Raw genomic sequence first — 25,707 nt, forward strand, 5'->3', positions numbered from 1 at the left:
GAGGTGTCCGGCATGAACCAGGGCGCGGGCCGCCGCTTCGGCTGGCTGCGCGGCCAGCGCAAGCGCAGCATCGAGGAAGTGATCCTGATGCTGCTGTGCGCGCTGTCCATCCCCAGCATCCTGCCGTTCGGCGTGTACCGCCTGGTGCAGCGCCAATGGATGTCGGCGGCGGTCGACATGGCGCTGGTGCTGGCCATGTTGGCGGTGATCGTGCACGTGTGGCGCACCGGCCGCCACCGCGTCGCCGGCTTTTGCGTCACGCTGTTCTACTCGGCCGGCCTGCTGGCCACCGTGTACCTGCGCGGCACATCGCTGATCTACTGGGTCTATCCGACCATGATCGCCTGCTACTTCGTGTTGCGGCCGCGGGTGGCGGTGGCGATCAACAGCGTCACGCTGGTGGCGCTGGTGGCCATCCTGGTGTCGCAGATGGCGGTGCTGAACCTGCTGACCATCGTCGTCACCATCGGCCTGGTCAACCTGTTCGCCTACATCTTCGCCTACCGCACGGGCGAGCAGAACAAGGCGCTGCACACCGAGGTCGAGCTGGACTTCCTGACCGGCATCGGCAACCGCCGCGCGCTGGACCGCAGGCTGGCCGAGCACGCCGACGAGCGCCGTCCGCACCTGCCGGCCTGCCTGCTGTTGCTGGACCTGGATCATTTCAAGCAGGTCAACGACACCCACGGCCACGCGGCCGGCGACCAGGCGCTGCGGCGGCTTGCCGAGGTGATGCGCCTGCACACGCGTTCGAGCGACCGCCTGTTCCGCTACGGCGGCGAGGAGTTCGCGGTGATCGCCAACGGCGCCGAGCTGGACGCGGCCAGCCGGCTGGCCGAGAACCTGCGGGCCGCCGTGGCCGGCGCCACCTTGATCGACGGCCATGCGCTGACGGTGTCGATCGGCGTGGCCTTCATGGACAAGCGCGGCACGCCGGCCGGCTGGCTCAAGCAGGCTGACACCATGCTGTACGCGGCCAAGCAGGGCGGCCGCGACACCGTCCGCGTGGCGGCGGTCGAGCCGCCGTCAGACTATGCCCATCGCGCGTAGCAGCGGCAGCCGGCGTTCGCGGAAGTCGGTGGCCTGGGTGCTCAGTTCGCTCAGGTTCTGTTCGTCGCCGACCAGCATGACGCCTTCCTTGGCGATGGTCTGCTGCGACGCCTTGAGCACCTGCCACGCGTGATGCGCCCATTCCGACGGCTGCTGCTTGCCCTGCAGGATGGCGCTGACGAACAGCTGCTGGAAGCGGCCGACCGGGATGCCGGAGCCGGTCACCGGGCTGGCCAGCGTGGACACCTCGCCGCCACAGCGCGCCTGCCGTAGCAGGCGCCGGTTCAGGCGGTCGGTTTGCGGACGACGCGCGTTGGCGACGGCCGGGTCCTGGGCGCTGGCCAGCATGCCCTTGTGCGCCAGCAGCAGGCAGGCCTCGTGCAGCTGGCCAAGCGTGATCCCCTCGCTGTGCAGCGACGCCTCGATGTCGCCGAGGGTCCGCACCACGTGATCGCTCAACAGCTTGACGATGGGTGCGTAGATGGCCTCGGTCAGCGTGCCTTCGCCCAGCGCGCCCTTGATGGTGAGGGTGACCGATTCTGGCGCCTCGCACAGCACCACGCGCTGGGCGCGCACCTGTTCGGCGCACTCGACCGGCCGCAGCCGGCGCTTGCCCTTGACCCAGTAGTCGCGGCGGAACTGCTGGCAAATCATGAAATCGTAGACGCTTTCGCGGAACGTCGGGTCGCCCAGTTCCTTGAGCAGCGCCTGCTGCTCCGGCGTCAGGTTGAGCGCCGGGACCAGGTCGGTGAAGGTGGCCGGGCAGGCGAAGTCCAGCTTGGCCGCGGACAGCCGCTGCGCCATGTCGGCAAACGACATCGGCAGCCAGTCGCGGTTGAAGTACTCGTGGGCCAGGTAGTGGCGGTCGAGGGTTTCCAGCGACTTCAGGCGCTCCACGACCTGCGGATTGGCGCGCGCAAACAAGGGGTTGGTGGCCATCAGCCGGTTGGCGAAGGCGAGGGCGCCATCGACCTTGGCCAGCACGCCGGCGCCCGGTGGCGTCAGCGTGGCGGCATGCCGCGTCATCAGGTCGCGCACGGGGACCATGGCGGCAAAGCCGGGCTGGGTGTTGTAGCTGATGTACAGCATGCCGCCGGCCCTGAGCTTGCGCCGCACGAAGTCGACGATGACGGCGCGGTTCTCGTCCGAGATCCAGCTCCAGATGCCGTGTACGCCGATGAAGTCGAAGTCCGGCAGGTCGGCGCGGCTGCAGAATTCGGCGAAGGACTGGTCGAACAGGCGAGGGCCTCCGTCAATGCCGGCGGCCAGTTCCTGCGCGTAGCCGGCCTGCGCCGGATTGAAGTCGGTGCCGTACCACTGGACGTCCGAGGCGGCGCCGTGGACGTTGATGCTGAGTCCCTGGCCGAAGCCCAGTTCGCACGCGGTGGCGACTTGCGGTGGCGCCAGGCCCTCCTTCAGCAGCGCCAGATTGGCCCGCAGCGGATTGAGCGCATCATAGTAGCCGTAGGTATAGCCGATGTCCGCGACGTAGCCGCTGGTCCAGTCCGTCATAATCCATCCTTCGCTATGAATATGGTCTGCCGATTTTAATGCTTTTTTGTTATGATGAGCAGGTTTAGAGCCTTATCGTGTGCGGGATTGGAGCCGGAATGAAGGGAATCGTTGTTGCTGGCTGCATGATGGTCATGCCGCTGGCCGCCTGGTCGCTGCCGGAGGCGCCGGACAGCGCGCCCAGGCCGGTGGTGAAGCCGGCCGAGCCGGTCGCGGGCGACTTGAGTCAGCCGCCGGCGCTGTCCGACGAATTGATACGCAAGGCCGTGCGCGACACCATCGCGGAGGACCCGCATCCGGTCGATCCGGCCAAGGCCACAGCCGGGGTCTACGGCACGACCACGCCCAGCGTGCACGACAGGATGAGCGCCGCCTTCGAGCAGGCCAAGGTGCCCGACTGCCTGCATGAGGACGCGCTCAAGCTGCAGCCGGCCCACATCGGGCCGGTCGCGGTGGTGGGGCCGTACTCGCTGCCATGGGTGATCGCGGCGGTAATACAGGGTAAATGCCGCTGAGCCGTCAGAACGGGCTCACGCCGATCAGCATCCGGTGCAGCCAGTGGGCGAACAGCACCGACACCGCGAACCCCGCCACCACCGTGACCGCCGTCGCCACGCCCTTGCCGGGCGGGTAGACGGTGCCGGCGGCGGCGTCGCGCTTGCGGGCAGAGCGGAACAGCAGCACCGACCACACCAGGAAGCTGCCGAACAGGATGATGTCGTGCAGCGTGCCGTTGGCCAGCAGGTGGGCCAGCGCCCAGACCTTGACGGCCAGCGTCATTGGATGATGCAGGCGCGCCTTGATGCCGTTGCGCGGCACGTAGGCGGCCACCAGCAGGATGAAGGACAGCACCATCAGCGGCGCCGCGATGTGCCGCATGAACACCGGCGGCGACCACACCACCACCGGCTGCTGGCGCGCCAGCCCATAACCCCACACCAGCAGCCCGAAGCCGGCCAGCGACACCAGCGAATACAGTCCCTTCCAGCCGTTCTCGCCCAGGCGCGCGCGCATGGCGGTGCGCCAGTCGTCGGCGAAGATGCGGACCGAATGCAATCCGAGGAATATCAGCAGGCCCAATATCATTAGCGTCATCGTCGCATCCTTGGTGTTGGTTGAACTGCGCAGACGATACACCGGCCGGCGGCAGCACGCAACGTCAACGCAGGCGGCCGGCCAAGTGGAGCGCGTCGTCAATGCCGGTCAGCCGCAGTGCGCGCCAGCCGTCGGAGTCGGCCTGCTGCGCCAACTGCACCGACAGCGCACCACTGGGCAGCGCGACCGGACGCAGGAAGCGCACATCGAGCTGCGTGTAGCTGCCCGGCGCCAGCGTCTCGACGCTGCGCGCCAGGCTGCCGAAGCCGTGTAGCACCAGGCCGCCGAACAGCGACCGGCGCGCCAGCGGCCCGCACCAGTGGATGGGATTGAAGTCGCCGGTCAGCAGCGCGAAGCGCAGGCCGTCGCCGGCTTCAGCGCGCCACGTGCCCGCTGTCCGCCACTCGGGATCGGGCGGCCGCGCCGCAGGCGCGCCGGCGCCACGCGCACCGGGCAGGCGCACGCGCAAGTGCAGCCGCGTCTCCACCAGACATGCCTGCAACGCCGTTCCGGTGACGACGGCGATCACGATCCTGGCCCAGCCATCCGCATGCGTAATCTGCTCGACCGACGCGCGCAGCACCAGCGGCGTGGCGCGCGGCAGCGGCCCGTGCACCGTCATCGACACGCCCTGGTTGATGATGCCGGTGAGGCGGTAGGGCAGTTGCATCAGCAGCGCGCTCACCAGCGGCAGGCTCCATTGCGAGACCATGTGCGGCGGCAGCTCGCCGTCATAACGGCCCGCCGCGCCGCACCAGCGGATGTAATGGCCGACCAGCTGCTCCGGCGGAGCATCGATGCGGCGCTCGATGGGCGCTATGGCATGCCGCTGCGTGCCAGGCGGCGGCGCGTCATGCGCTGGCGTGCCATGCGCCGATGCGCCAAGCGCCCGCGTGCCAGGCGGCGACGCGCCCGGCGCCGGCGTGCCGTGCGCTGACGCGCCGGGAGGCTGCATACGGTCGGCCACCTCTTGGCGCGGTGGCAGCAGCACCCGGCCGGCAGCCTGCAGCAGCATGGCAGCGCTGGCCCGCAGCATCGGCCCCTGGTGGCGCAGCAGGCTGTAAGGGACCACGCAGTCCGCCGTCATTCCAGCGCCTTGATCACGGCCGCCACCAGCGCCTGCGGTTGATAGTGCAGGCGGTCCGGCGTCAATCCCAGCCGCACCACCACCAGATCCTTCGATGGCACGACGGTGATGGTCTGCCCGTCATGGCCTTCCAGCCAGTAGGTATCGGCGGGCAGCTTGAATGGCGGGTCCGGGTCCTGCCCATCCGGCGTGGTGCCGGACGGCCCCCAGCGCCAAACCTGGCCTTGTCCATACTGTCCGCCGGAAGCCGGCGCCACCAGCTGCATGCCAGCCACAAAGCCTTCCGGCAGCAGGCGCTTGCCCTGCCAGACGCCGTCCTGCAGCAGGAACTGGCCGAAGCGCGCCCAGTCCTGCGTGGTCGCATACATATAGCTGGAGCCAACCAGATTACCGCGCGCGTCGGCCTCCATCACGGCGCTGCTCATGCCCAGCGGCTCGAACAGGCGCTCATGCGGCAGCGCCAGCACGGCCGCCGACGTCGGCGCCTGCTTGCCGCCGGCCGCCGCCGCGCGCTGCACGATCCGCGACAGCAGCAGCGTGGTGCCGCTGGAGTAGTTCCACGCGCTGCCCGGCGGTTGCGCCAGCGGCCTGGCGGCGCTGTAGGCCGCCATGTCCGGCTCCAGGTACAGCATGCGCGTCACGTCCGAGACATCGCCATAGCCCTCGTTGAATTGCAGGCCGCTGCTCATCGCCATCAGCTGCGCCAGCGTGATGGCGGCGCGCGGATCGGCGGCGTCGGGCCAGAAGCCGCTCTGCTGCGGCGCGAGCTTGCCGTCGGCGATCTGAATGCCGACCAGCGCGGCGGTGACGGTCTTGGTCATCGACCACCCCAGCAACGGAGTGCCTGCATTGAAGCTATCGCCATAGCGCTGCGCCACCAGCCGGCCGTGATGGATCACAGCCACCCCGCGCAAGCCGGGACCGGCCAGCGCATCCTGGTCCAGCAAGGCCTGCACCGCCGGCATGGTCAGCGGCAGAGAGCCTGTCGGCCAAGGCACGGTGGCCGACGGCGCCCAGATCTTAAAGGGAGAGAACGTGTATTGTGCGGCCTTCTCGATATCACCATCCGGCACCACGGCGCAACCGGTGCCGGGCCGGTACACGGCCAAGCCATTGCCGACAAAGCCCAGCAGGTCGGCGCGCACCACCTTGCGCTCACTGTCGACGCGCACCTTCAACAGCTTGAGTATGGGATGGCCGGGCGCCTGCACATCGTCGGCCAGTACGGCCTGCGCATCGCGGCCCGCGATGAACACATTGGAACACACCATCTTGGCGCCGTAGTTCGCGCCGACGCGCAGCAGCTCCGGCGGATGCAGCACCAGCGCAAGCACGCCGCCGGCCAGCGCCACGGCTGCCACGGCGGCGAGCTTCAACCACTTGGCCATCTACAGGCTGGCCCGGAATTCCACCGCGATCGTGCGCGGCGGCGTCAGGTAGGCATAGGGCGCGCCGTATTGTTCCGTTTGTCCACCCAGGCTGGTGATGTAGCGCTGGTCGAACACATTGTTGACCAACAGCGCCACGCCATAGCGGGAGCTCGGGCTGTCCCAACCCAGGCGCAGATCGTATTTGCTGATGGCGCCGCCGGTCTTCAGCTGCGCGGTGCTCAGGCACTGAAGCCTGGCGGTGTCGTTGTTGCAGCGCTGCGCGGTCGAATGCGTGCCCTGGAAATTCAGGCTGCTTCGGCCACCCATCGTTTCCCAGTTGACGTTCACGCCCGCCATCGCCGTCATGCGCGGCGTGCCCACCGGCTGGCCGCCCAGGTCCAGCGTGACATGGCCGGCGGCGTCGAGGCGCTGGTAGCGCGTGTAGGTCTGGTCGATATACTCCATGCCGCCGAACACCGTCACGCGCGGCGTGATGCGCATGCGGCCATCGAGGTCCAGGCCATGCGCCTTCTGGTCGCTGGACACCACGTTATAGGTCGGCACCGTGCCCACGCTGTACAGCTGGATGTCCTGCAGGTTCTTGAACTTGTAGGCGAACAGCGAGGCGTTGACCGTGGCGCGCCACTCGGGCAGGGCGAGCTTCATGCCGGCCTCGAAGTTGGTCATCTTCTCGGGCGCGAAGCTCGGGTCCTGCCCGGCGGCGGCCGGCGCGGCGGGATTGGGCGGCGTGAAGATATTGAAGCCGCCGGCCTGGTAGCCGCGCGACAGGGACGTGAACAACAGCGTGTCCTTGTTCAGCTTATGGTCCACCACCAGGCGCGGACTCCAGTCGGTCCAATCCTTCTCGCGGGTGACCGGCGTTCCCGCCAGCTGCGCCGCCGTGCTGAAGATCACGTTGGAAGGGAAGGCCGACGCGTCCAGCCCGGCCAGCGGCCCGAAGCTGTTGAGGAAGGTATCCAGCTTCGGCGACACGCGGCCCGGCACGTACCACGTCATGCGCTTCTTGTCCTGCGTGTAGCGCAGGCCGGCGGTGACGTTGGTGGACGGCGTCACGTGCCAGATGGTGTCGCCGTAGAGCGAAGCCGATTTGGTCCGGACGTCGCTGTAGTGCGTCTCGTCCCAGCTGAACACCGTGTCCGCGCCGATGCCCGGCAGGCCCGCCGCGCCCAGGCCGCCGAACAGCATGGCGAAATTCGGCTGACCGCCGGCGAACTGGCTCAGGGTATCGAGCGTGCCGGTGGTGACGAAGGCGCCGGCGTCCTGGTGCTCGTTGTTGTGGTAGAAGCTCAGGCCCGCGATCCAGTCCAGCTTATCGTTTTTACCCGACAGCTTGAACTCCTGCTGGAAGCTGTGGGCGCGCTTGGCGTCCAGCGTGGTCAGGTACAGGTCGGGCCGCGCGCCGCCGTCGTTGTCGGTGATGTTGTGGGTGCTGAAGCGGCGATAGGCGGTGGTGGACGTGAAGTTCATGCCGGCCAGCGGCGTTTCGAAGCGCAGCGTGGCGCCGTCGAACATTCGTCCCTCGCTGCCCTGGTCGTCGTTCTGCAGCGGCGCGTTGAAGGGATTGACGAAGTTGGCGGTGTAGGCCGCGTCATAGACGCCGGTGTAGCCGCCCAGCGGCAGCCTGGGGTCCTTGATGACGCCGAACGCCGGACGGCCATACTGCTCCATGTTCTCGTGCTCCCACGCGAACACCAGCTTGGCCGCGTCGAAGTCCTTGCGCAGCGTCAGGCGCGTGGCCCAGTCCTTGTCGCCGCCGGATTTCTTGCCGGTGGCGGTGTTGTCGATCCAGCCCTCGCTGCCCGAACGCACCGCCACCAGCCGCGCGGCGAAGGTGTCGGTGATCGGGATGTTCAGCATCGCGTCGGCGTTGGCGCGGCCATATTTACCCAGCTTGACGTGGCCCGAAGCGTCAAGCTCCTTGCCCGGTTCATTGGTGGTGATGGCGATGGCGCCGGCCGCGCTGTTACGGCCGAACAGCGTGCCTTGCGGGCCCTTGATCACTTCGATGCGCTGGACGTCGATGAAGTTCATCAGCGCGCCGCCCGTCTTGCCGGTGTAGACGCCGTCGACATAGATCCCCACCGGCGAATCGGTGGCGATGCCGAAGTCGCCCGTCTGCACGCCGCGTATGCCGAAGCCGGGCTGCGTCGGCTCGGACGCGTCGACCACCAGGCCCGGAACGTAGCCATTCAGGTCGCCCAGGTCCTTGGCGCCGATGGCGTCGAGATCCTTGTTGGTCAATACCTGGATGGTCATCGGCACGTCCTGCACGAACTGCTTGCGGGACTGCGCGGTGACCACGACCGACGGGATCTCGTCGACGGCCCACGCGGGCGGGATGAAGAAGGCTGCGGCGAGGCTGGCGGAAATTACGGTGCGGGCAGGGATGCTCAAATCGTCCTCCATTGGAAAACAGCGGCCACCTGGGCGGTGCAGACGATTATGCCTACATCCATGCTATATACACAAGAATTAACGGCAACGTTGAGGCTTGTGAAACACAAACCGGTCGGATTCACATCGATAGTTAATCCAATAGTTAATCCAGTTGCAGCCTGGGCTTCCTGAACGGCAGGGTGAGGGCGCCGGCGATCACGCCGAGCAGGTGCGCCTGCCATGCGACCACCACGTCCAGCGGCAGGTTGGACCAGCCGTGGACCGCGCCGGCCGCTTCGGCGGCGATCTTGGCGACCAGCGTGGCGGCCATCAGCAACAGGGCCGCGCGCATGGAGCGTGTGGCGCGCGGCCACAGCGCGCCGCCGGCCATCACCACCAGCATGGCCGCGATGGCGGACGCGCCGCGGTAGTACAGGCAGTGCGGCGCGATCAGCAGCATGCCCAGCGAGATGAAGGGCGCGCCCAGTCCCACCGCCAGCATCAGGCGGCGCATGCCGTCGGCCGGCGAGGCGCTCAGCTGCACCACGATCACGGCGGCGGCCAGCACCACGGCAAAGTCGATCAGCGCATGCTGCGGCGAGTAGTGGACCAGATGGCCGGTCCACAGCCGCCAGATCTCGCCGGCGAGCAGCGCATGGCGGTCGAACTCCAGCAGCTCAACCACGGCGGCGCAACCGCCATGCCAACCCGGCCAGCAGCGCCACCAACGCCAGGCTGGCCCAATCCATCGCGCCGCCGCCCTTGTAGCCTTGCTTGTTTTCGACCTGGTAGTTGGCGTCGTGCTTGATCCGTTCGCGGAAGTTGTCCAGCTCCGCCTGCAGGTTGGGGATCAGCTGGTCGACGGCGGCGTTGTAGCCCTCGGTCTGCGCGGCGCGCGATTTTTCGCTGAAGCCCGCCATGCTGGCGCTGCCCTTGACCTGGCTGGTGCCGGGCGCGCGGAACAGCAGCTTGTGGCTCTGCACATCGAACACCGACGCGTCGAGCATGGTCTGCACGTCGTACTGGTCGCCGTGCACCACGTAGGCACCGATGATGGTCCAGTACAGCATCGACAGCGCATTGGAATCGTTGAACTGCACCTGGTCGTAGGACAGCAGCGCCACCACTTCGACGTCGAACATGCGCGCCACCTGTTCCAGGTTGGTGAAGCCGCCCCTGGCGCGCATGTACTGGGTCGGGATGATTTCGATCTTGCCGATGTACGGGCGTTTGGCGAAGGAGTCGCGCACGCGCTCCAGCAATTTCATGCGGGCCGTTTCCGGCAGGCCGTTGCCCCAGCCGGCGCCCGGCACGAAGGCGATGCCGACCCGCACCGGCGGCCGCAGTCGCGTGACGGTGGGCGTCATGGCCGGCGCATCCTTGGCGTCGGGGTAGAGATAGTCGACCATGCTGCCGGTCTGCTTGACGCTGCGGCCACTGGTCATGAAGGCGCAGCTGGACAGCAAGGCGGCGGCCAACGCGATGAGCAGGATATTCAGGATACGCATGGGGATTCTCCGGTGATCGCGGATTATGCGTTCCCGAATCTCCGGGCTGAAAGCGCCGCCGCGCGAGTACCGCCTGATGCTACGGGCGGTATCGCCGCATTACACCCCGGTCTTATTTCGCGCGCAGCTTCACCGCCGGGAAGTCGACCGGCACCTTGAACGCGACGTTCACGTAGTTGGTGAACAGGTTCAGCGCGACGTGGGCCATGATCTCGACGATGGCCTCGTCGTTGAAGCCAACCGCGCGCAGCGCTTCCACATCCTCGTCGCCGATCTGCGCGCGGTTGCTGACGACCGCGATGGCGAAGCGCAGCGCGGCGGCGGTCTTCGGATCGCTGGAGTGGCCGGCTTGGGCCTCGCTCATCTCCTCGGCGCTGGCGCCGGCCTTGCGTCCCAGGACGGAGTGCGCGGCCAGGCAGTATTCGCATGCATTGCGGTCGGCGATGGCGACGGCGATCTGTTCGCCCAGCTTGGCGTCAATTACGCCGCCGCCCAGCGCGCCGAACGCGCCCCACATGCTTTTCAACGCGGCGGTGGAATTGGCGACGGCCTTGAACATGTTCGGCGTGGCGCCGAACGCGCCCTGGATTTGCGCCAGCAGTTGTTGGCGTTCGCCGGTGGTGTCGGCAGGGGAGACGAGGGAGATGCGGTTCATGGTATTTCCTTTCAAGGTTAAAAAAGCACTGCGGTAAAAAACAAATAGGAGTCCTAACTATTGTGGCCAAAAAAAATCTCAGGCGAATACCTTCCAGTTGCGCTGGCGCGTGGCGGGATCGGCCGGCACCTGTTCCGGGCAGTCCATGCGCAACAGCGCCACCGACAGCGGCGCGTTCACCAGTCCACAGTGATGCGGCGCCGGCTTGCCGGGATGGCGGTTCGCTTCGAAATACTGGCACGACAGGCAGGCGCGCATCTCGGGGAAGCGTTCGGTCTTTTGCAGCTGGGCGATCAGCTTGAACAGGCCAGCCAGCAATTCGGTCTGCTGGGCCGAGGGTAGGGCGGCCGCCGCGTTTTCCGCGAAGCTCAGCGCGTCGCCGATGCGGGCCGCCGTGGCGGCGCCTTCGTCGGTCAGGAACAGTGCGGTGGCGCGGCCGTCATCCTCCGCCCTGGCCTTGTACAGCAATCCCTTGGACACCAGCGCAGACACCGAATCGCTGGCGCTGGCCGCGCTGATCGACAGCTGCGACGCCAGCCAGGACAGGCGCACACCCTGCTTGCGGCCTTGCAGCAGCTGCAGGATCTCGGCCTGCGCCGGATTCAGGTTTTCGGCCGTGGCGAACTCCCACATACCGGAGCGCATCACACTGGCGATGCGTCCGATAGCGGTGATGATGCGCGCTGAAACGTCAGGCGTATCCTTCCACGGTTTGTCTGCTTTGGTGTCCATGCTGTGCATTATACACAGGGATTTCAATTTAACAAGGACTCCTAACTAAATCAGAATCCCACCGAAAGGCCGGCGTACAAGGTGCGGCGGGCGCCGTACTGCGGCGCGCCCACGCCGACGCCGGAGCCGTCGCGCAGCAGATAGCTCTTGTCGAAGGCGTTGACCAGCGCGAGGCGGCCTTCGACATTGCCGACCGGCGTGTTCTTCCAGTTGTGCGTCAGCGACAGGTTGACGGTGGTGTAGTGCGGCAGCGTGCCGGAGTTGGGCGCGGCGCCGTCGGGCGTCATGCGCAAGCCGCTGCCGTACAGGAAGTCGCCGCTCAGCTTCGTCTCGCCCCAGTGGTAGTGGGCGCCGCCCGATACCGTGTAGGTCTGGTCGTGGTCGACGTAGATGTAGTGGTTGGCGATGTAGGCCAGTTCGTCGGGCCCGAACAGCGACTGGCCGGAGATGATGTTCTGTCCCTTGGCCTGTTGCGTGGTCAGGTTGAGGAAGCCGCCCCAGTTGGACTGGTTGTACACGGCCGACAGTTCCAGTCCCTTGGCGTAGCCACGGTCGTAGTTGAACGGCGACAGGATCAGCGCCTGGCCGAACTGGCCCTCGTCCAGCATGTTGCGGATCTTCTTGTAGTAGGCGTCGGCGGTGACGGTCAGCTGCTCGTTGAACTGGTGGCTCACGCCGATGTCGTAGTAGTTGGTTCGCTCGGCCTTGACGTTGTCCGACACCGGCACCTGCGGCGCGTTGGAGGTGTTGGCGTATTTGTCGATGCTCGATTGCGCGGCCAGTTCCTGCGGCGGTGGGGTGAAGTAGCGCGAATAGCCGGCGTGCAGCGCCGTGCCCTTGGCCACCTGGTACGCCAGGTTGACGCGCGGGCTCCATTGCTGCTCATCGACGAAGGCCGAGACCTTGTCGAAGCGCACGCCGTAGTTCAGCGTCAGCGGCGCGGCGATATGCCATTCGTCCTGCAGGTAGAAGCTGGACAGCTTACCGGTCTTGCTGCTGTTGTCGATGATGGTGCGCGGATCGGTGCCCGATTGCGCGCCGTCGACGGTGTCGAACACCGCCACCGCGTTGTCGCTGTGGGTGTTCTGGCGCGAGTACGCCAGACCGGCGCGCACGGTATGGCCTGCGTTCAGTTTGTAGCTGCCGTCGAACTGCGCGCCGCTGGCGGAGTTGGAGCGTAGCGTGTCGGAGGCGACGCCGTTGTAGATCAAGTCTCCCAGCGCGTCCGGCATGTAGTGCAGCTCCGAATACTGGTGGAAGGCCGAGACCTGGTAATTCAGGTCGCCCATGCTCTTTTGCAGCGACAGCACCAGGAAGCGATTCACTTCGCGCTGGTTTTCGTTCAACTGCGACGACGGCAGCTTGCTGGTGCCGGCAACGGCGTCGCTCTGGCCGGTGAGCGAGAAGCCGGGCGCCTGGCCGGGGTTGTTCGGGATCTGGAAGCGGCCGTTGTAGGTGCCGAACATCAGGCCCAATCGGGTCTGGTCGTCCAGGAACCACGACAGGGCACCGAACGATTTGCTTTGTTTGGTGCGGTCATGCAGGGCGCTGCGGGCCGGCAGCGGATTCTCGATGCCCTGCGCGTTCGACAGGTAGCTGCCGGACAGGTAGTAGTTGAAGGCGCCCTGGGTGCCGAAGAATTCCGCGCTCGGCTCGACGTAATCGTTGCCGCCCACCAGAACGCCAACGCGGCCGCCGGATTTGACCGTGCCTTCCTTGGTCTGGATGTCGACGATGCCCGAAGTGCGCAAGCCGAATTGCGCCGGCAGCGCGCCGGTGATGAAGTCGGTCTGCTGGACGAAGCGGGTGTCGATCGACTGCCCGAAGCCGCTGATACTCTCCGGCAGCTGCACGCCGTTGACGCGATACTGCACGTTGGCGTGGTCGTCGCGCACGTGGATGGAGCCCGAGCCCTTCGAATCCTGGCTCACGCCCGGAAGGCGCAGCAGCACTTCATTGAACGGCGTGTTGTCGCCACGGCCCAGCTGCTCGATCATGTGGCGGTCGATCGAATAGACGGTGGTGCCGACATTCGGCGACAGGTCGATGCGGGCGCTTTTCAGATGGGCGGCGGTCACTTCCACCTGCTGCATCGGGCTGCCGTCGGCGTTGGCCGGCGCGGCGGGGCTGGCGGCGGCATCGTCGGCGGCGCTGGCATGGTGGGCGTAGAAGGCGGCTGCCAGCAGCAGTGGCAGGGTGCGGAGTTGTGGCGTGTGTTGCATGGTAAATCCTCGAATGTTCGGGCGTGGCTAGCCTCCGGCCTGCGCGATCGTGTCGGGCAGGCGCGCGGCTGCGCGCACGGGACGCAAATATGCGGCCGTGTTGGACGTCATTAAAAAACGTAACGAAAAAAGCGGGTCAGGCGGAGAAAGGGGCCACGCCGGGCGGCGCGTGCGAGGGCGGGGTGAGGAAGTCGATCCGGCGGGGCCGGATGGAACGCTGCGGGACGAGGGCGGGCAGGGAGACCAGCATCGCCACCGGCACCACCACAACCGCCGGCGGCGGAACACCGGCCGGCATGTGCGCGATCACGCAAGCCGCGCAATCGTTTTGGGTGTCGGTATAGGCGTGCTTGTGCGAGCTCGCCCCGATCAGCTGCAGCGACAGGAACACCAGCACGAACAGCATCAGGACGCGCTGGATGCGCGTTTGCCGATGTGAGGTGCCTACGGAGAGTGTATGTGCTTGCATGCCCGGATTTTACAGGGCTTCCGCAAGATACGCCAATGACATTCTCGTAAGGCGGTCAATGCCGGCTGGCGGAGCCTTCGCCCACCAGACCGCGCCGCGTCGCCAGCACCACCGCGTGGGTGCGCGCGGTGGCACCCAGTTTGTCGAACAGGCCCTTGACGTGGGTCTTGACGGTGCCGACGCCGATTCCCAATTCGCGCGCGATGGACTTGTTGCACTGGCCTTGCGCCAGCAGCTGCAGCACGTCGGTCTCGCGGCTGGTCAGGTTGATGCGGGTGAAGCTGTCGGCCACGCAGCGGCTCAGGTCCGCGCTCAGGTAGCGCATGCCGCGGCTCAGCGTGCGCACCGCCGTCAGCAGCTGGTCGGCGGCGCAGTTCTGCAGCAGATAGCCGTGTATGCCGGCCATCATCGCGGTGCGCACTTCCCATTCGCGCTCCATCTGGGTCACGATCAGCACGCGCGCCTGCGCCTCGCCGTGCTGCGGCGCGTTGGCCCGCTGGCGCATGTGTTCCAGCGCGCCTTTGTAATCGAGGATGATGACGTCCGCCGTCGCCGCCTGGGTTTCGTCCAGCTCCATGTCGCACTCCGCGCCGAGCAGCGCGGCCAGGCCGGCGCTGACGATGGCGTCGCTGTGCGCGATCAGCACGCGCACCTTGCTTTCATGGTTGTCGATGGCGCCGCCGGCCGCCATGCCATTGCCGCTGTGAGCGGCGTGTGACCAGTTCCTGGTATCCAGTCGCATCTCGTTTCTCCCCAAATGATTCCGTTGTCGGTTGCTGTCCTGCGGCAGAAGAGTAAACTGGTTTAATGATTTCTCCACGCCCCGATCCGGGGTGCGCCCGCTAACCCGATCGGGTGATGGTTGAAGTGGCGCGTTTGTGGCATGCTGCCGGGTTCCGGTACGACTAGTGAGAACGCGATGACAACGGCCCAGAAAACGCCGATTACCGTGCTAAGCGTCGACGATCATCCCATGCTCAGGGAGGGCATCGCCAGTGTGATCGCCGCCGAGGAGGACATGCGGCTGGTGGCCGAAGCCTGCAACGGCCTGCAGGCCATCGAGTGCTATCGCCAGTTTCGGCCCGATGTCGCGCTGATGGATATCCAGATGCCGGACATGAACGGCATCGACGCCACCATCGCCATCCGCGCCGAATTCCCCGACGCGCGCATCGTGGTGCTGACCACCTATGAGGGCGACGCCCTGGCGCGGCGCGCGATCGCCGCCGGCGCCGCCGGTTATCTGTTGAAAAGCATGCTGCGCAAGGAGCTGCTGGCGACCGTGCGCAATGTGCATGAGGGCCGCCGCAGCATACCGGCGGCGGTGGCCAACGGCATCGCCCAGCACTGGCACGAGAGCGCGTTGAGCAAGCGCGAGGTGGAGGTGCTGCAGCTGGTGGCCGCGGGCCAGAGCAACAAGCGTATCGGCATGCACCTGGCGATTTCGGAGGAAACCGTCAAGGTGCACATGAAGAGCATCCTGGCCAAGCTCAATGCCAGCGACCGCACCCACGCGGTGACGCGGGCAATCGAGCGAGGCATCATCGACCTGCATGCCTGCGGCCAGGTTGGCGGGCCATACTGACCGGTGTCTATCCCCAAAGGGTGAGGAAACGGCGATCAATACCGGTGATGGCAAAAGCGGCGCGGATCTCTAGACTGGAACCATGTTGTTCCACCCTTAGCTGAGGAAATCCCCATGTCCAAAATGTATATCGTGTCGCTGGCCGTTGGCCTGCTGGTTGGATTAATCTATGGCTTCCTGAACGTGCGTTCGCCGGCGCCGCCGGTGGTGGCGCTGGTCGGCCTGCTGGGCATCCTGCTCGGCGAGCAGCTGCCGCCGCTGCTGCGCCAATTGTGGCAGCCCGAGGCCAAGCAGGTCTCGTGGATCGAGGACCACGTCAAGCCGCATTGCTTCGGCCAACTGCCGTCCGCGCAGAAGAACGATGAAACCAAGGGGAACGCATGATGAATCCAGATCTGATCCTGCATCGCGGCCTGTTCACCACGCTGGACCGCTCCAATCCCCACGCCGAGGCGGTCGCCATCAAGGACGGCCGCTTCACACACGTGGGCCGCGCCAACGAGATCATGGCGCTGGCCGGCCCGCAGACCAAGATCATCGACCTGCAAGGCAAGCGCGTGCTGCCAGGCTTGATCGACAACCATTGCCACATCATCCGCGGCGGCCTGAATTTCAACCTGGAGCTGCGCTGGGACGGCGTGCGCAGCCTGGCCGATGCGATGGGCATGCTGAAGGCGCAGGTGGCGATCACGCCGGCGCCGCAATGGGTGCGCGTGGTGGGCGGCTTCACCGAACATCAATTCGCCGAGAAGCGCCTGCCGACCATCGAGGAACTGAACGCGGTGGCGCCGGATACGCCGGTGTTCATCCTGCACCTGTATGACCGTGCGCTGCTCAACGGCGCCGCGCTGCGCGCCGTCGGCTACACCAAGGACACGCCGGAACCGCACGGCGGCCAGATCCTGCGCGACGGCGCCGGCAATCCCACCGGCCTGCTGCTGGCCAAGCCGAATGCGGCCATCCTGTATTCGACGCTGTCGAAGGGCCCCAAGCTGCCGCTGGAATACCAGGTCAACTCGACCCGCCACTTCATGCGCGAACTCAATCGCCTCGGCGTGACCGGCGCCATCGACGCCGGCGGCGGCTTCCAGAATTATCCCGAGGACTACCAGGTGATCCAGCAGCTGTCGGACGCCAAGCAGCTGACGATACGCCTGGCCTACAACCTGTTCACGCAAAAGCCTGCGCACGAGAAGGAAGACTTCCTGAACTGGACGCAGAGCGTCAAGTACCAGCAGGGCGACGACTACTTCCGCCACAACGGCGCCGGCGAGATGCTGACTTTCTCGGCGGCCGACTTCGAAGACTTCCGCCAGCCGCGCCCCGACATGCCGGAGACGATGGAGGACGACCTGGAAGGCGTGGTGCGCGTGCTGGCGCAGAACCGCTGGCCGTGGCGCATGCACGCGACCTACGACGAAACCATCAGCCGCGCGCTGGACGTGTTCGAGCGCGTCAACCAGGAGATTCCGCTGACGGGACTGAACTGGTTCTTCGACCACGCCGAGACCATCTCCGACCAGTCGATCGACCGCATCGCCGCGCTGGGTGGAGGCGTCGCCGTGCAGCACCGCATGGCCTACCAGGGCGAGTACTTCGTCGAGCGCTACGGCCACGGCGCGGCCGAGGCCACGCCACCGGTCAAGAAAATATTGGAGGCGGGCGTGAAGGTCTCCGCCGGCACCGACGCCACCCGTGTGGCCTCGTACAACCCATGGGTATCGCTGTCGTGGCTCATCACCGGCAAGACCGTGGGCGGCATGCAGATGTACCCGCGCGCCAATTGCCTGGACCGGGAGACGGCGCTGCGCATGTGGACCGAGAACACCACCTGGTTCTCGAATGAGGTGGGCAAGAAAGGCCGCATCGAAGCGGGCCAGCTGGCAGACCTGATCGTGCCTGACAAGGACTTCTACGCCTGCGCCGAAGGCGAGATCGCCGACATGACCTCGCGCCTGACCATCGTCGGCGGCAAGATCGTCTACGCGGCGGGCGAATTCGCCAGCTACGACGAGGCGCCGCCGCCGGCCATGCCGGATTGGTCGCCGGTGCGCCGCTTCGGCGGCTACGCCGGCTGGGGCGAACAAATCGGTAACAACCGCGCCGCGTTGAAGGAACTGGAGCAGCGCAAGCGCCAACAGCAGCAGCTGCGCCAGCAGCAGGCCGCCTGCGGCTGCGCCAACCAGTGCAACGTCCACGGACACCAGCACGCCAGCGCGTGGGCCAGCAAGCTGCCCACGTCGGACCTGAAGAGCTTCTGGGGCGCGCTGGGTTGCGCCTGCTGGGCGATGTGATGGAGGCACTGTTCAAACCACTGCGCGCGCCGTGGCTGCGCTGGATCTGCCTGTTGCTGATCTGTGCCGCCTATCTGCAGGGCGGCATCAACAAGCTGATGGACTTCCAGTCTGCCATCGGCGAGATGCATCACTTCGGCCTGTCGCCGGCCGGCCCGATGGCCGCGCTGGTGATCGCCGGCGAATTGGGCGCGTCGCTGATGATCCTGACCGGCTACTATCGCTGGCTGGGCGCCGGCTACCTGGCCGCGTTCACGTTGATGGCCACCTTCGTCGCCAACCGCTTCTGGGAAATCGCGGGGCCGGAGCGCTTCATGATGGCCAACGGTTTCTTCGAGCACCTCGGCCTGGCCGGCGCATTCCTGCTGGTGGCATGGCACGACATTCAAAAGAAAGAAGCATGATGCAGCGTGGCGATAGCAAACAAAGCGTGACCCTGGGCTTCCTGGCCGGTTATGTCGACACGCTGGGCTTCATCGGCCTGTTCGGATTATTCACTGCCCACGTTACCGGCAACTTCGTGCTGCTTGGCCGGGCGATGGCGCGGCCGGCGCAGGATATCTGGCTCAAGCTGCTGGTGTTCCCGGTCTTCGTGCTGGGGGTGGCGTTGGCGCGGCTGCTGATACTGCGCTGGGAACGCGCCGGCAGCCGCCAACTGCGCAACAGCTTTCTGCTGCAGACATTGCTGATGGCGGGCAGCGTCGCCAGCGCGTGGGCCGCCGCGCCCATCGAGGCCCCCGAGGCGCCATTGACGCTGTTGACCGGCATGCTGTGCGCCGCCGCGATGGCGGTGCAGAACGCCTACGGCAAGCTGCTGTTGGGGAAGGTGGCCGCCACCACGGTCATGACCGGCAACGTGACGCAGCTGGTGATCGACCTGGTGGACACGCTGCGCGGCGACGCCGATGCGCGTGCGCGCCTGAAGAAGCTGGTGTGGCCGGTGGTGGCGTTCGCGGTGGGATGCATCAGCGGCGCGCTGGCCTTCATGCAGGCCGGGTTCAACGGCCTGCTGCTGCCTTGCGCGCTGCTGCTTTGGCTGGCCTGCACGGCCGACGACTAGATCGCGCAGGCTAGATCGACTAGATCGACATGATGCCGCGCTTGAGGGCGATCGTCACCGCGTGGGTGCGATCGTTCGCGGCCAGCTTGGCCAGCACATTCTTCATGTGCGCCTTCACCGTCTCTTCCGAGATCGACAGCTGCTCGGCGATGCGGCGGTTGGACTGGCCGTTGGCCGCATGACTCAGCACCTCCGTCTCGCGCGCGCTCAATGGCCCCTGGCCCATGTGCTGGGCCAGTTCCATCGCGATCTCCGGCGGGATGCGGCGCTGGCCCTGGTGCACGCCGCGTATCGTATCGAGCAAATCCTTGCGCAAGGTACTCTTCAACAAAAAGCCGGCGGCGCCGCCCTGGACGGCGCGCAGGATCTGCACGTCGCCCTTGTAGGTGGTGAGCATGACGATCCGCGCGGACGGATGCGCCGCGCGGATCGCCTCCAGCGCGGTGACGCCGCACATGCCGGGCATGACGATGTCCATGATGACGACGTCCGGCCGCAGCGCCTCGTACTGTTCGACCGCTTCGTGGCCGTTGCAGGCCTCGCCGGCCACGCACATATCGGCCTGGCTGGCGATGGCTTCGCCCAACCCCATGCGCAGCAAGGGGTGGTCGTCAACGACTAGCACGTTGATGGGGCGAGGAGTGTGACTCTGTTCCATACTGCTCAGTTTAACGCAGCTGGGTGTAGTTGGTCGCCACCCACTGGTACGCCTTGCCGTTGCTGCGCAGGTGGCCCAGGCCGGGGAAGGGCAGGTGGGCCGCGCCGATCAGCGTGCCGTCCTTGGCGGCGGCGGTGAAGAACTGGCGGCGTGCGGCGGCTGCGGCCTTCGGATCGCTGTCGAAGTCGATGGTCACTTCGGGATGGTCGAACTGCACCGCGCCGGCGTGGATCAGGTCACCCACCACCAGCAGCTTCTTGCCCTTGCTCTCCACCATATAGCTGATGTGGCCCGGCGTGTGGCCGTAGCTGGCGACCGCGCGGATGCCCGGCGTGATCTCGGTGGCGCCGTCGAACGGCTGCAGGTGCTGGCTGGCGGCATACGGGCCCACCGATACCATCGCACCCTGGAAGAAGCTTTTGCTGTCGGCGGGCGCCTTGTCCATATTGGCCTGGCTGAGCCAGAACTCGGTGTCGTGACGATCGGCGCGCACGGTGGCGTTGGGGAAGGCCGCCTTGCCGTTGGCCGCGAGGCCGCCGACGTGGTCCGGATGCATGTGGGTGATCAGCACTTCGTCAACCTGCTCCGGCTGATAGCCCGAGGCCTTCAGGTTGGCCAGCAGCTTGCCCAGCGTCGGTCCGAACAGGTTGCCGGCGCCGGTGTCGATCAGCACCAGCTTGGTGCCGGTGTTGACCAGGTAGCCGGTCACCGAAGTTTCGACCGGGCTGGCCAGGAAGGAGCGTGCCAGTTCCTGGTCGGTCTTGGCGGGCGCCTGGTGCAGGAATTTGTTCATCGGCAGGTCGACGGTGCCGTCGCTGATGGCGGTGACTTCAAAGTCGCCCAGCATCACGCGGAAGAAACCCGGGGCGTTGGTGCCGGCCAGCGGGGCGGCGGCGAAAGCGGGTGCGCTGGCGGCGAAGGCCAGGGCGGCGGCAAGAGGGGTCAGTTTTTTGATCAGTTGCATTATTGTTCCTTTTGTTGAATTTACTAAACGCAGTATGCATCTTTGCAAAAAATGGCACAATATGGATTAATGCAAACTAATTTTGCGTAGTTTGCAAAGCCGGGAGAGTGTGATGATCGAAGGGTTGAGGTGCCTGTTGGCGGTGGTGGAGTACGGTAGCCTTTCGCGTGCGGCGGCCGAGTTGAAGATGGCGGTGTCGTCGGTGTCGCGCAAGCTCGATGCGTTGGAGGCGGAAGTGGGCTCGCGCCTGCTGTTGCGCAGTTCGCGGCAGATGCTGCTGACCGACGCCGGCGAACGCTTCCTGCCGCGTGCCCGCAACATCCTGGCCGAGCTGGCCGAAGGCAAGGCCGCCGTGCAGGAGCTGGACAGCGAACCGCGCGGCCTGTTGACCGTGACGGCGCCCGCCGCGTTCGGGCGGCTGCATGTGGCGCCGGCGATCGCCGATTTCCTGCAGCACTGCCCGCTGCTGGAGGTGGAGCTGCACGTGAGCGACGACATCGTCGACCTGTCAGCGCGCCGGGTCGATGTGGCGGTGCGCGCCGGCGTGCTGCCCGACAGTGGTCTGGTGGCGACCCGCCTGGCACTGCAGAACCGCGTGGTCAGCGCCAGTCCGGCCTACCTGGAGCGCCACGGCTGGCCGAAAACGCCGATGGACCTGCTCAACCACCAATGCCTGACCGTGACCGGACGCACCGCGCCGCGCGGCTGGTGGCGTTTCGAGGGGGTGAACCAGAACCAGCCGCTGGCCGTCAAGGGCAAGCTGCGCTGCGACGACACCGACACGCTGCTGCATGCGGCCATCGGCGGCGCAGGCCTGGTGCATCTGGCGAACTGGCTGGTGAGCGACGCCATCGTGGCCGGCCAGCTGGTGCCGGTGTTCCCGATGGCGCCGGTGCAGCGCGGCGCCGCGTCGGGCCGGCGCGAGCCGCACGAGTCGGCGGTGCACGCGGTGCACATGCCGGGCCGCTCCAACCAGGCCAAGGCCCAGCTGCTGATACGTCATTTGAAGGAGTATTTCGGCGATCCGCCGTATTGGGATCTTGCGATGGAAGCTGCCGGGGCGGGCGAGCGCCGCGCCCCGTGAGGTGGGATTAGTCCCAGTCGCCGCCGCCACCGCCGCCGCTGTCGCCGCCACTGCTGCCGCCATCGTCCCAGCCGCCGCTGACGCCGAAGTCGTTGCCGCCCATGTCGTCGCGGCGCAGCAGTTCATCGCGTGACGGATCGTCGTAGACGATGTCGTTGCGAGACTGGTCATGGCTGCCGGAATCGTGATTGCCGCCGGTGAACTGGCGCGCGATCGCCTCGCCGGCCACGATGCCCGCGCCCACCGCCGCGCCGGTCGCCAGGCCGCCCATGATGCGCGAGCCCATGCCGCTACCTTGCGGCTGGCCGTAGCCTGGCTGCGGATAGCCCTGTTGCGGGTAGGCGCCGGGCGCATAGCCGGGAGCCGCGCCGCCGCCGGGATTGAAGCCGGCCGGGTTGTTGTAGCTGTCGGTCTGCTGGTTACGGCGCGACATGAAGCGCGACGCCAGCCAGATAAAGCCCAGCAGGCCGCCGCCCAGGATCAGGACCGTGCCCCAGGGGATGCCGCTGCTCTGTGGAGCGCCGTAGTTGCCATTGCTGTAGCCGGCGTTGCTGCGGGCCGGCTGCTGCTGCGAGTAGTTGGCGCGTGGCTTCTGGCCATCGGCCAGCAGCGTGCGCAGTTTCGCGAGCGCGCTTGGATTCACCTTCGGCAGGCCGGGCGACAGGCGTTCGGCCGTGGCCAGCTCGCCCTGCGCGGCGGCGAACTTGCCTTGCTTGGCCAGCAGTTCGGCCTCCACGAAGTGCGCGGTGGCGCTGTTCGGGTGGGCTTTCAGGACCTGGTCCATCAGCGCTTGTGCGTCGGTGTACTTGCCTGCTTCTGCGGCTACATAAACATCGTGTATCGTGGGTTCGGCCGCAAACGCCGGCACCGCCAGCGCCAGGGCGCTGGCCAGCAGGGTCATACGTGCGAAAGATTTTGCCGTCATGTCAGATCTCCTTGTAGGGACAGGCTCGATATGGTGGCAGTTTACGCCATTTTCAAGCCCTGCGCGGTACGCTGGCTAACCGATAGCTTTGGCGCGCCCAGGGCGGCCAGCACCGAGTCGGCGATGATATCGGCCGTGGCGGCCGATAAAGTCCAGCCCAGGTGGCCGTGGCCGGTGTTGTAGAACACCGTGGGCGCCTTGCCCCGGCCCACGCGCGGCACCAGGTTGGGCATCATCGGCCGTAGGCCGGCCCAAGGCGTCGCCTCGCGCGTGGAGACGCCGGGGAAGCACTGCCGCACCCAGTCGAGCAGCGGTGCGATGCGGTCGGCGCGGATGTCGCGGTTGTAGCCGTTGAACTCCGCCGTGCCGGCCACGCGCAGGCGGTCCGCGCCGAGCCGGCTGGCGACCAGCTTGGTGGCGTCGTCCACCAGGCTGACGTTGGGCGCGGCGGCCTGGCTGGCGGCGTCGTTCAGGTGGACGGTGATCGAGTAGCCCTTGACCGGGTAGACGTTGACGCGGTCGCCCAGCATGGCCGCGATCTCGCGGCTGGCCGTGCCGGCGCAGACCACCACCGCGTCGTAGCGCTGGGTATCGTCTGCGTCGTTATGCGTGATGGTGACGTGCGCGCCGGTGGCATCGGCGCGGACGCTGGTCACATGCTGGTTGAAGCGCAGGTCTACGCCCAGGCGCTGCGCCGCTTGCGCCAGGCCGGTGGTGAACTTGTGGATATCGCCCGAGCTGTCGCTCTCGGTGTAATGGCCGCCGTAGAACTGGCCGGTCAATGTCGGTTCGATGGCGCGCATCTCGTCCGGCGTGACGGCGCGGCGCGGCAGACCGCCTTGCGCCAGCAGCTTCGAGACCTCGGCCGCGTGTTCGAAGTCGGCGCGGTCGCGATGGATGTGCAGGATGCCTTCGCGCTTGAGGTCGAAGTCTATGCCTTCCTCCTCGGCCCAGCTGAACAGATGCCGGCGCGCGGCCACGGCCAGTTTGGCGGTGGCGATGGTGTTGTCGCGATAGTGGGGAATGGCGGCGATGAACTCCGCGAACCACGACAGCTTATGCCAGCTGGGTTTCGGATTGACCAGCAGCGGCGCGTCGTTCCTCAACATCCACTTCAGGCCCTTGGCGACGGTGTCCCTGTGATTCCACGCCTCGGCATTGGAGGCGGACAGCTGGCCGCCGTTGGCGAACGACGTCTCCATCGCCGCGTAGCGATGGCGTTCCAGCAGCGTGACAGCGAAGCCGCGTTTGGCAAGCGCGTAGGCAGTAGTGACGCCGGTGATGCCGCCGCCGATGATGGCTATGGTTTTCATCCAAATGTCTAAAATTTTCCCGCGTAGAGGCAAGAGTTTAGCATCTAAACGTCGGTAAACCAGTTTGAAGTGGCGCCGGCCCTGGAAGCGGGCTAGACTAAGAAGAAACAGGGAGAAACCCATGGGGCGCGTCCGTTTGCTGCTGGTGCTTGGTGTCGGCCTGGTCAACGCTTGCGGTGGAGGCGGCGGCGGTTCAGGGGGCAATACCCAACCGTTTGTTCCTGTGCCGACCAATACCGCCGCCGGCACGGTGATGTTTAAAGGCGCGCCGCTGGCCGGCGCCACCGTGACCGTCTACGAGACCAATACCCACCGCGTGTTCGCGAGCCTCACCACCGACGCCAACGGGAACTACAGCGTGAGCGGCCTGGGGACTTCCTGCACCATGTCCTGCACGATCGATTACCAGTTCTTCGCGTCGAAAGCCGGATACGCGTTCAATCCCTTCATGGCGGCGAATGTGGCGGGCGACCGCGCCGGCTACCTGTGGGACTCCTCGGGCAAGCATTGGTACGTCAACAGCGGCGCCTCCGTTACGCGGAGCGAATACAACGATTCGTTTTCAAATCCCGATGGCGGTTCCGGGATCATGTTCAACGTCGTTAACTTGATTTCGACAACGAATAATTCCGTCACTGGCGCCAACTTCAATGCCTACGACGGCAGCAATCCACTGGTGAGCATCGCCTCGACGGGGCAATCGAGCAGCTACGTTGCCGGTGACGATGGGGCACTGAAAAAAGGCGTGGCCTGGCCGGGCAGGCGTTACACCGACAATCAGGACGGCACGGTCACCGACAACTTGACCGGCCTGGTTTGGTTGAAGAACGCCGGTTGCCTCAGCCCGGCGCTATGGGCGAACGCGCTGGCGGAGGCCAACCAGTTGGCGAGCGGAGCGTGCGGATTGTCAGATGGCTCCAAGGCCGGCGATTGGCGGCTGCCCAACCTGGTGGAGCTTGAAAGCCTGGTCGACGTATCGGCCACCAATCCGGCGCTCACCGCCGGCCACCCGTTCACTGCCGTATCGGCGGGAATCTACTGGACATCGACCAGCTACTACGGCGGGCAGGGTGGCTCGTCGAACGCATGGGCGGTCCGTATGCAGGACGGGCGCTACATCAACGACAACGCCAGTTCTAATCTCAACATCAAGACGACATCGACGAACGCGGTGTGGGCGGTCAAGGGGACCAGCACCGGGGCGGGCAGGTTGCAGGCAACGGGGTTCTACGTTTTCTACGCCAACGGTGATGATGGTTCGCTGGAGAAGGGCGCACCGCTTCCCGCGCCGCGCATGCGCGACAACGGCAACGGCACGGTAACCGACACGGCCACCGGCTTGATCTGGTTGAAGAAGGCGGATTGCATCCAGCAGAACTGGACGGCGGCCATCGGCGCCATCAGCACGCTCGCAAGCGGTCAGTGCGGCCTGACGGACGGCTCGGTCGCGGGGGCGTGGAGAATGCCGAACCGGAAGGAGATGCAGAGCCTGGCGGATCGTGGGCAGGGCAATATGGCCGACTATTTTAACGAGTCGTTCAACAGTTCCACGGCCGGTATCGCCTCCCAGCCCGCCAGCTTTTCCAATTTTGCGCAGTTTAAATACTATTGGACTTCCACCACCGATGCGGCCAGTCCCGGCGATGCGTGGAGCGTGTTCAGCTGCGACTTTGGCGTCTACAACGTCCCCAAGGGGAATGCCGGCTATGCGCTGGCGGTTCGATGAG

Annotated in this window: 25 protein-coding genes; 9 read left to right on the forward strand and 16 right to left on the reverse strand. The window is 66.2% G+C overall.

Annotation, left to right across the window (positions count from 1 at the left end; all coding sequences use genetic code 11):
* The first annotated feature begins 12 nt into the window (after nt 1–12).
* Nucleotides 13–1,050 carry a GGDEF domain-containing protein gene (locus ACUJB0_RS08985; RefSeq protein ID WP_444844910.1) on the forward strand — a complete coding sequence of 346 codons (1,038 nt, stop codon included), beginning with the start codon at nt 13–15 and terminating at the stop codon, nt 1,048–1,050.
* Here ACUJB0_RS08985 and ACUJB0_RS08990 read toward each other — a convergent pair.
* Complete coding sequence (locus ACUJB0_RS08990) at nt 1,027–2,562, reverse strand: methyltransferase regulatory domain-containing protein (protein ID WP_444844911.1); 1,536 nt, start codon at nt 2,560–2,562, stop codon at nt 1,027–1,029. The genes ACUJB0_RS08985 and ACUJB0_RS08990 overlap by 24 nt on opposite strands.
* Nucleotides 2,563–2,660: 98 nt before the next feature.
* Between ACUJB0_RS08990 and ACUJB0_RS08995 the strand changes: the two genes are divergently transcribed.
* A complete protein-coding gene (locus tag ACUJB0_RS08995) occupies nt 2,661–3,077 on the forward strand; it encodes a hypothetical protein (RefSeq protein WP_444844912.1) in 417 nt (138 codons plus the stop codon).
* A gap of 4 nt (nt 3,078–3,081) precedes the next feature.
* On the opposite strand, the gene ACUJB0_RS09000 is transcribed toward ACUJB0_RS08995, so the two are convergent.
* The 11 genes from ACUJB0_RS09000 to ACUJB0_RS09050 all read right to left on the reverse strand — a co-directional run bounded on the left by ACUJB0_RS09000 (nt 3,082) and on the right by ACUJB0_RS09050 (nt 14,839).
* Complete coding sequence (locus tag ACUJB0_RS09000) at nt 3,082–3,657, reverse strand: NnrU family protein (protein ID WP_444844913.1); 576 nt, start codon at nt 3,655–3,657, stop codon at nt 3,082–3,084.
* 64 nt (nt 3,658–3,721) lie between these two features.
* Nucleotides 3,722–4,744 (reverse strand): MaoC family dehydratase, encoded by a 1,023-nt coding sequence (locus tag ACUJB0_RS09005; RefSeq protein ID WP_444844914.1) that lies wholly within the window; start codon nt 4,742–4,744, stop codon nt 3,722–3,724.
* Nucleotides 4,741–6,132, reverse strand: coding sequence for a serine hydrolase domain-containing protein (locus ACUJB0_RS09010; protein WP_444844915.1), 1,392 nt, complete (start codon nt 6,130–6,132; stop codon nt 4,741–4,743). The genes ACUJB0_RS09005 and ACUJB0_RS09010 overlap by 4 nt, the downstream gene beginning before the upstream one ends.
* A complete protein-coding gene (locus ACUJB0_RS09015) occupies nt 6,133–8,529 on the reverse strand; it encodes a TonB-dependent receptor (RefSeq protein ID WP_444844916.1) in 2,397 nt (798 codons plus the stop codon).
* 145 nt (nt 8,530–8,674) lie between these two features.
* Nucleotides 8,675–9,196 (reverse strand): rhombosortase, encoded by a 522-nt coding sequence (gene rrtA, locus ACUJB0_RS09020; RefSeq protein WP_444844917.1) that lies wholly within the window; start codon nt 9,194–9,196, stop codon nt 8,675–8,677.
* On the reverse strand, nt 9,189–10,019 hold the full coding sequence (gene rhlP / locus ACUJB0_RS09025; protein WP_444844918.1) for a rhombotarget lipoprotein: 831 nt from the start codon (nt 10,017–10,019) through the stop codon (nt 9,189–9,191). Before rhlP ends, rrtA begins: the two co-directional genes overlap by 8 nt.
* 112 nt (nt 10,020–10,131) lie before the next feature.
* Nucleotides 10,132–10,674 carry a carboxymuconolactone decarboxylase family protein gene (locus ACUJB0_RS09030; protein WP_444844919.1) on the reverse strand — a complete coding sequence of 181 codons (543 nt, stop codon included), beginning with the start codon at nt 10,672–10,674 and terminating at the stop codon, nt 10,132–10,134.
* A gap of 78 nt (nt 10,675–10,752) precedes the next feature.
* Complete coding sequence (locus ACUJB0_RS09035) at nt 10,753–11,406, reverse strand: MarR family winged helix-turn-helix transcriptional regulator (RefSeq protein ID WP_444844920.1); 654 nt, start codon at nt 11,404–11,406, stop codon at nt 10,753–10,755.
* A 50-nt stretch (nt 11,407–11,456) separates the two neighbouring features.
* A complete protein-coding gene (locus ACUJB0_RS09040) occupies nt 11,457–13,628 on the reverse strand; it encodes a TonB-dependent receptor (protein WP_444844921.1) in 2,172 nt (723 codons plus the stop codon).
* Nucleotides 13,629–13,764: 136 nt separating this feature from the next.
* On the reverse strand, nt 13,765–14,034 hold the full coding sequence (locus ACUJB0_RS09045; protein ID WP_444844922.1) for a hypothetical protein: 270 nt from the start codon (nt 14,032–14,034) through the stop codon (nt 13,765–13,767).
* 118 nt (nt 14,035–14,152) lie between these two features.
* Complete coding sequence (locus tag ACUJB0_RS09050; RefSeq protein ID WP_444844923.1) at nt 14,153–14,839, reverse strand: response regulator transcription factor; 687 nt, start codon at nt 14,837–14,839, stop codon at nt 14,153–14,155.
* Between the two features lie 177 nt (nt 14,840–15,016).
* Between ACUJB0_RS09050 and ACUJB0_RS09055 the strand changes: the two genes are divergently transcribed.
* The 5 genes from ACUJB0_RS09055 (at nt 15,017) to ACUJB0_RS09075 (ending at nt 19,036) form a co-directional block, all read left to right on the forward strand.
* On the forward strand, nt 15,017–15,682 hold the full coding sequence (locus ACUJB0_RS09055; protein WP_444844924.1) for a response regulator: 666 nt from the start codon (nt 15,017–15,019) through the stop codon (nt 15,680–15,682).
* Between the two features lie 114 nt (nt 15,683–15,796).
* Complete coding sequence (locus tag ACUJB0_RS09060; protein WP_117013781.1) at nt 15,797–16,066, forward strand: DUF1427 family protein; 270 nt, start codon at nt 15,797–15,799, stop codon at nt 16,064–16,066.
* The gene (locus ACUJB0_RS09065) at nt 16,063–17,976 is read left to right on the forward strand and encodes an amidohydrolase (RefSeq protein ID WP_444844925.1); all 1,914 of its coding nucleotides are present in this window, start codon (nt 16,063–16,065) and stop codon (nt 17,974–17,976) included. The genes ACUJB0_RS09060 and ACUJB0_RS09065 overlap by 4 nt, the downstream gene beginning before the upstream one ends.
* A complete protein-coding gene (locus tag ACUJB0_RS09070) occupies nt 17,976–18,380 on the forward strand; it encodes a DoxX family protein (protein WP_161095659.1) in 405 nt (134 codons plus the stop codon). The genes ACUJB0_RS09065 and ACUJB0_RS09070 overlap by 1 nt, the downstream gene beginning before the upstream one ends.
* Entirely contained in the window at nt 18,380–19,036 is a 657-nt protein-coding gene (locus ACUJB0_RS09075; RefSeq protein ID WP_444844966.1) for a YoaK family protein, read from the forward strand. Before ACUJB0_RS09070 ends, ACUJB0_RS09075 begins: the two co-directional genes overlap by 1 nt.
* Before the next feature lie 19 nt (nt 19,037–19,055).
* On the opposite strand, the gene ACUJB0_RS09080 is transcribed toward ACUJB0_RS09075, so the two are convergent.
* Both ACUJB0_RS09080 and ACUJB0_RS09085 read right to left on the reverse strand, forming a co-directional pair.
* Nucleotides 19,056–19,694, reverse strand: coding sequence for a response regulator (locus ACUJB0_RS09080; protein ID WP_444844926.1), 639 nt, complete (start codon nt 19,692–19,694; stop codon nt 19,056–19,058).
* Nucleotides 19,695–19,704: 10 nt separating this feature from the next.
* Nucleotides 19,705–20,658 (reverse strand): MBL fold metallo-hydrolase, encoded by a 954-nt coding sequence (locus tag ACUJB0_RS09085; protein WP_444844927.1) that lies wholly within the window; start codon nt 20,656–20,658, stop codon nt 19,705–19,707.
* A gap of 112 nt (nt 20,659–20,770) precedes the next feature.
* On the opposite strand from ACUJB0_RS09085, the gene ACUJB0_RS09090 reads away from it, so the two are divergent.
* Complete coding sequence (locus ACUJB0_RS09090; RefSeq protein WP_444844928.1) at nt 20,771–21,742, forward strand: LysR family transcriptional regulator; 972 nt, start codon at nt 20,771–20,773, stop codon at nt 21,740–21,742.
* Nucleotides 21,743–21,749: 7 nt separating this feature from the next.
* On the opposite strand, the gene ACUJB0_RS09095 is transcribed toward ACUJB0_RS09090, so the two are convergent.
* Entirely contained in the window at nt 21,750–22,667 is a 918-nt protein-coding gene (locus ACUJB0_RS09095; protein ID WP_444844929.1) for a tetratricopeptide repeat protein, read from the reverse strand.
* A 41-nt stretch (nt 22,668–22,708) separates the two neighbouring features.
* Nucleotides 22,709–23,980, reverse strand: coding sequence for a D-amino acid dehydrogenase (locus ACUJB0_RS09100; RefSeq protein WP_444844930.1), 1,272 nt, complete (start codon nt 23,978–23,980; stop codon nt 22,709–22,711).
* A gap of 121 nt (nt 23,981–24,101) precedes the next feature.
* On the opposite strand from ACUJB0_RS09100, the gene ACUJB0_RS09105 reads away from it, so the two are divergent.
* The gene (locus ACUJB0_RS09105) at nt 24,102–25,706 is read left to right on the forward strand and encodes an Lcl domain-containing protein (protein WP_444844931.1); all 1,605 of its coding nucleotides are present in this window, start codon (nt 24,102–24,104) and stop codon (nt 25,704–25,706) included.
* The last annotated feature ends 1 nt before the right edge of the window (nt 25,707 follow it).

This window comes from Duganella caerulea (assembly GCF_040362985.1).
Classification (GTDB): Bacteria; Pseudomonadota; Gammaproteobacteria; order Burkholderiales; family Burkholderiaceae_D; genus Rugamonas; species Rugamonas vulcania.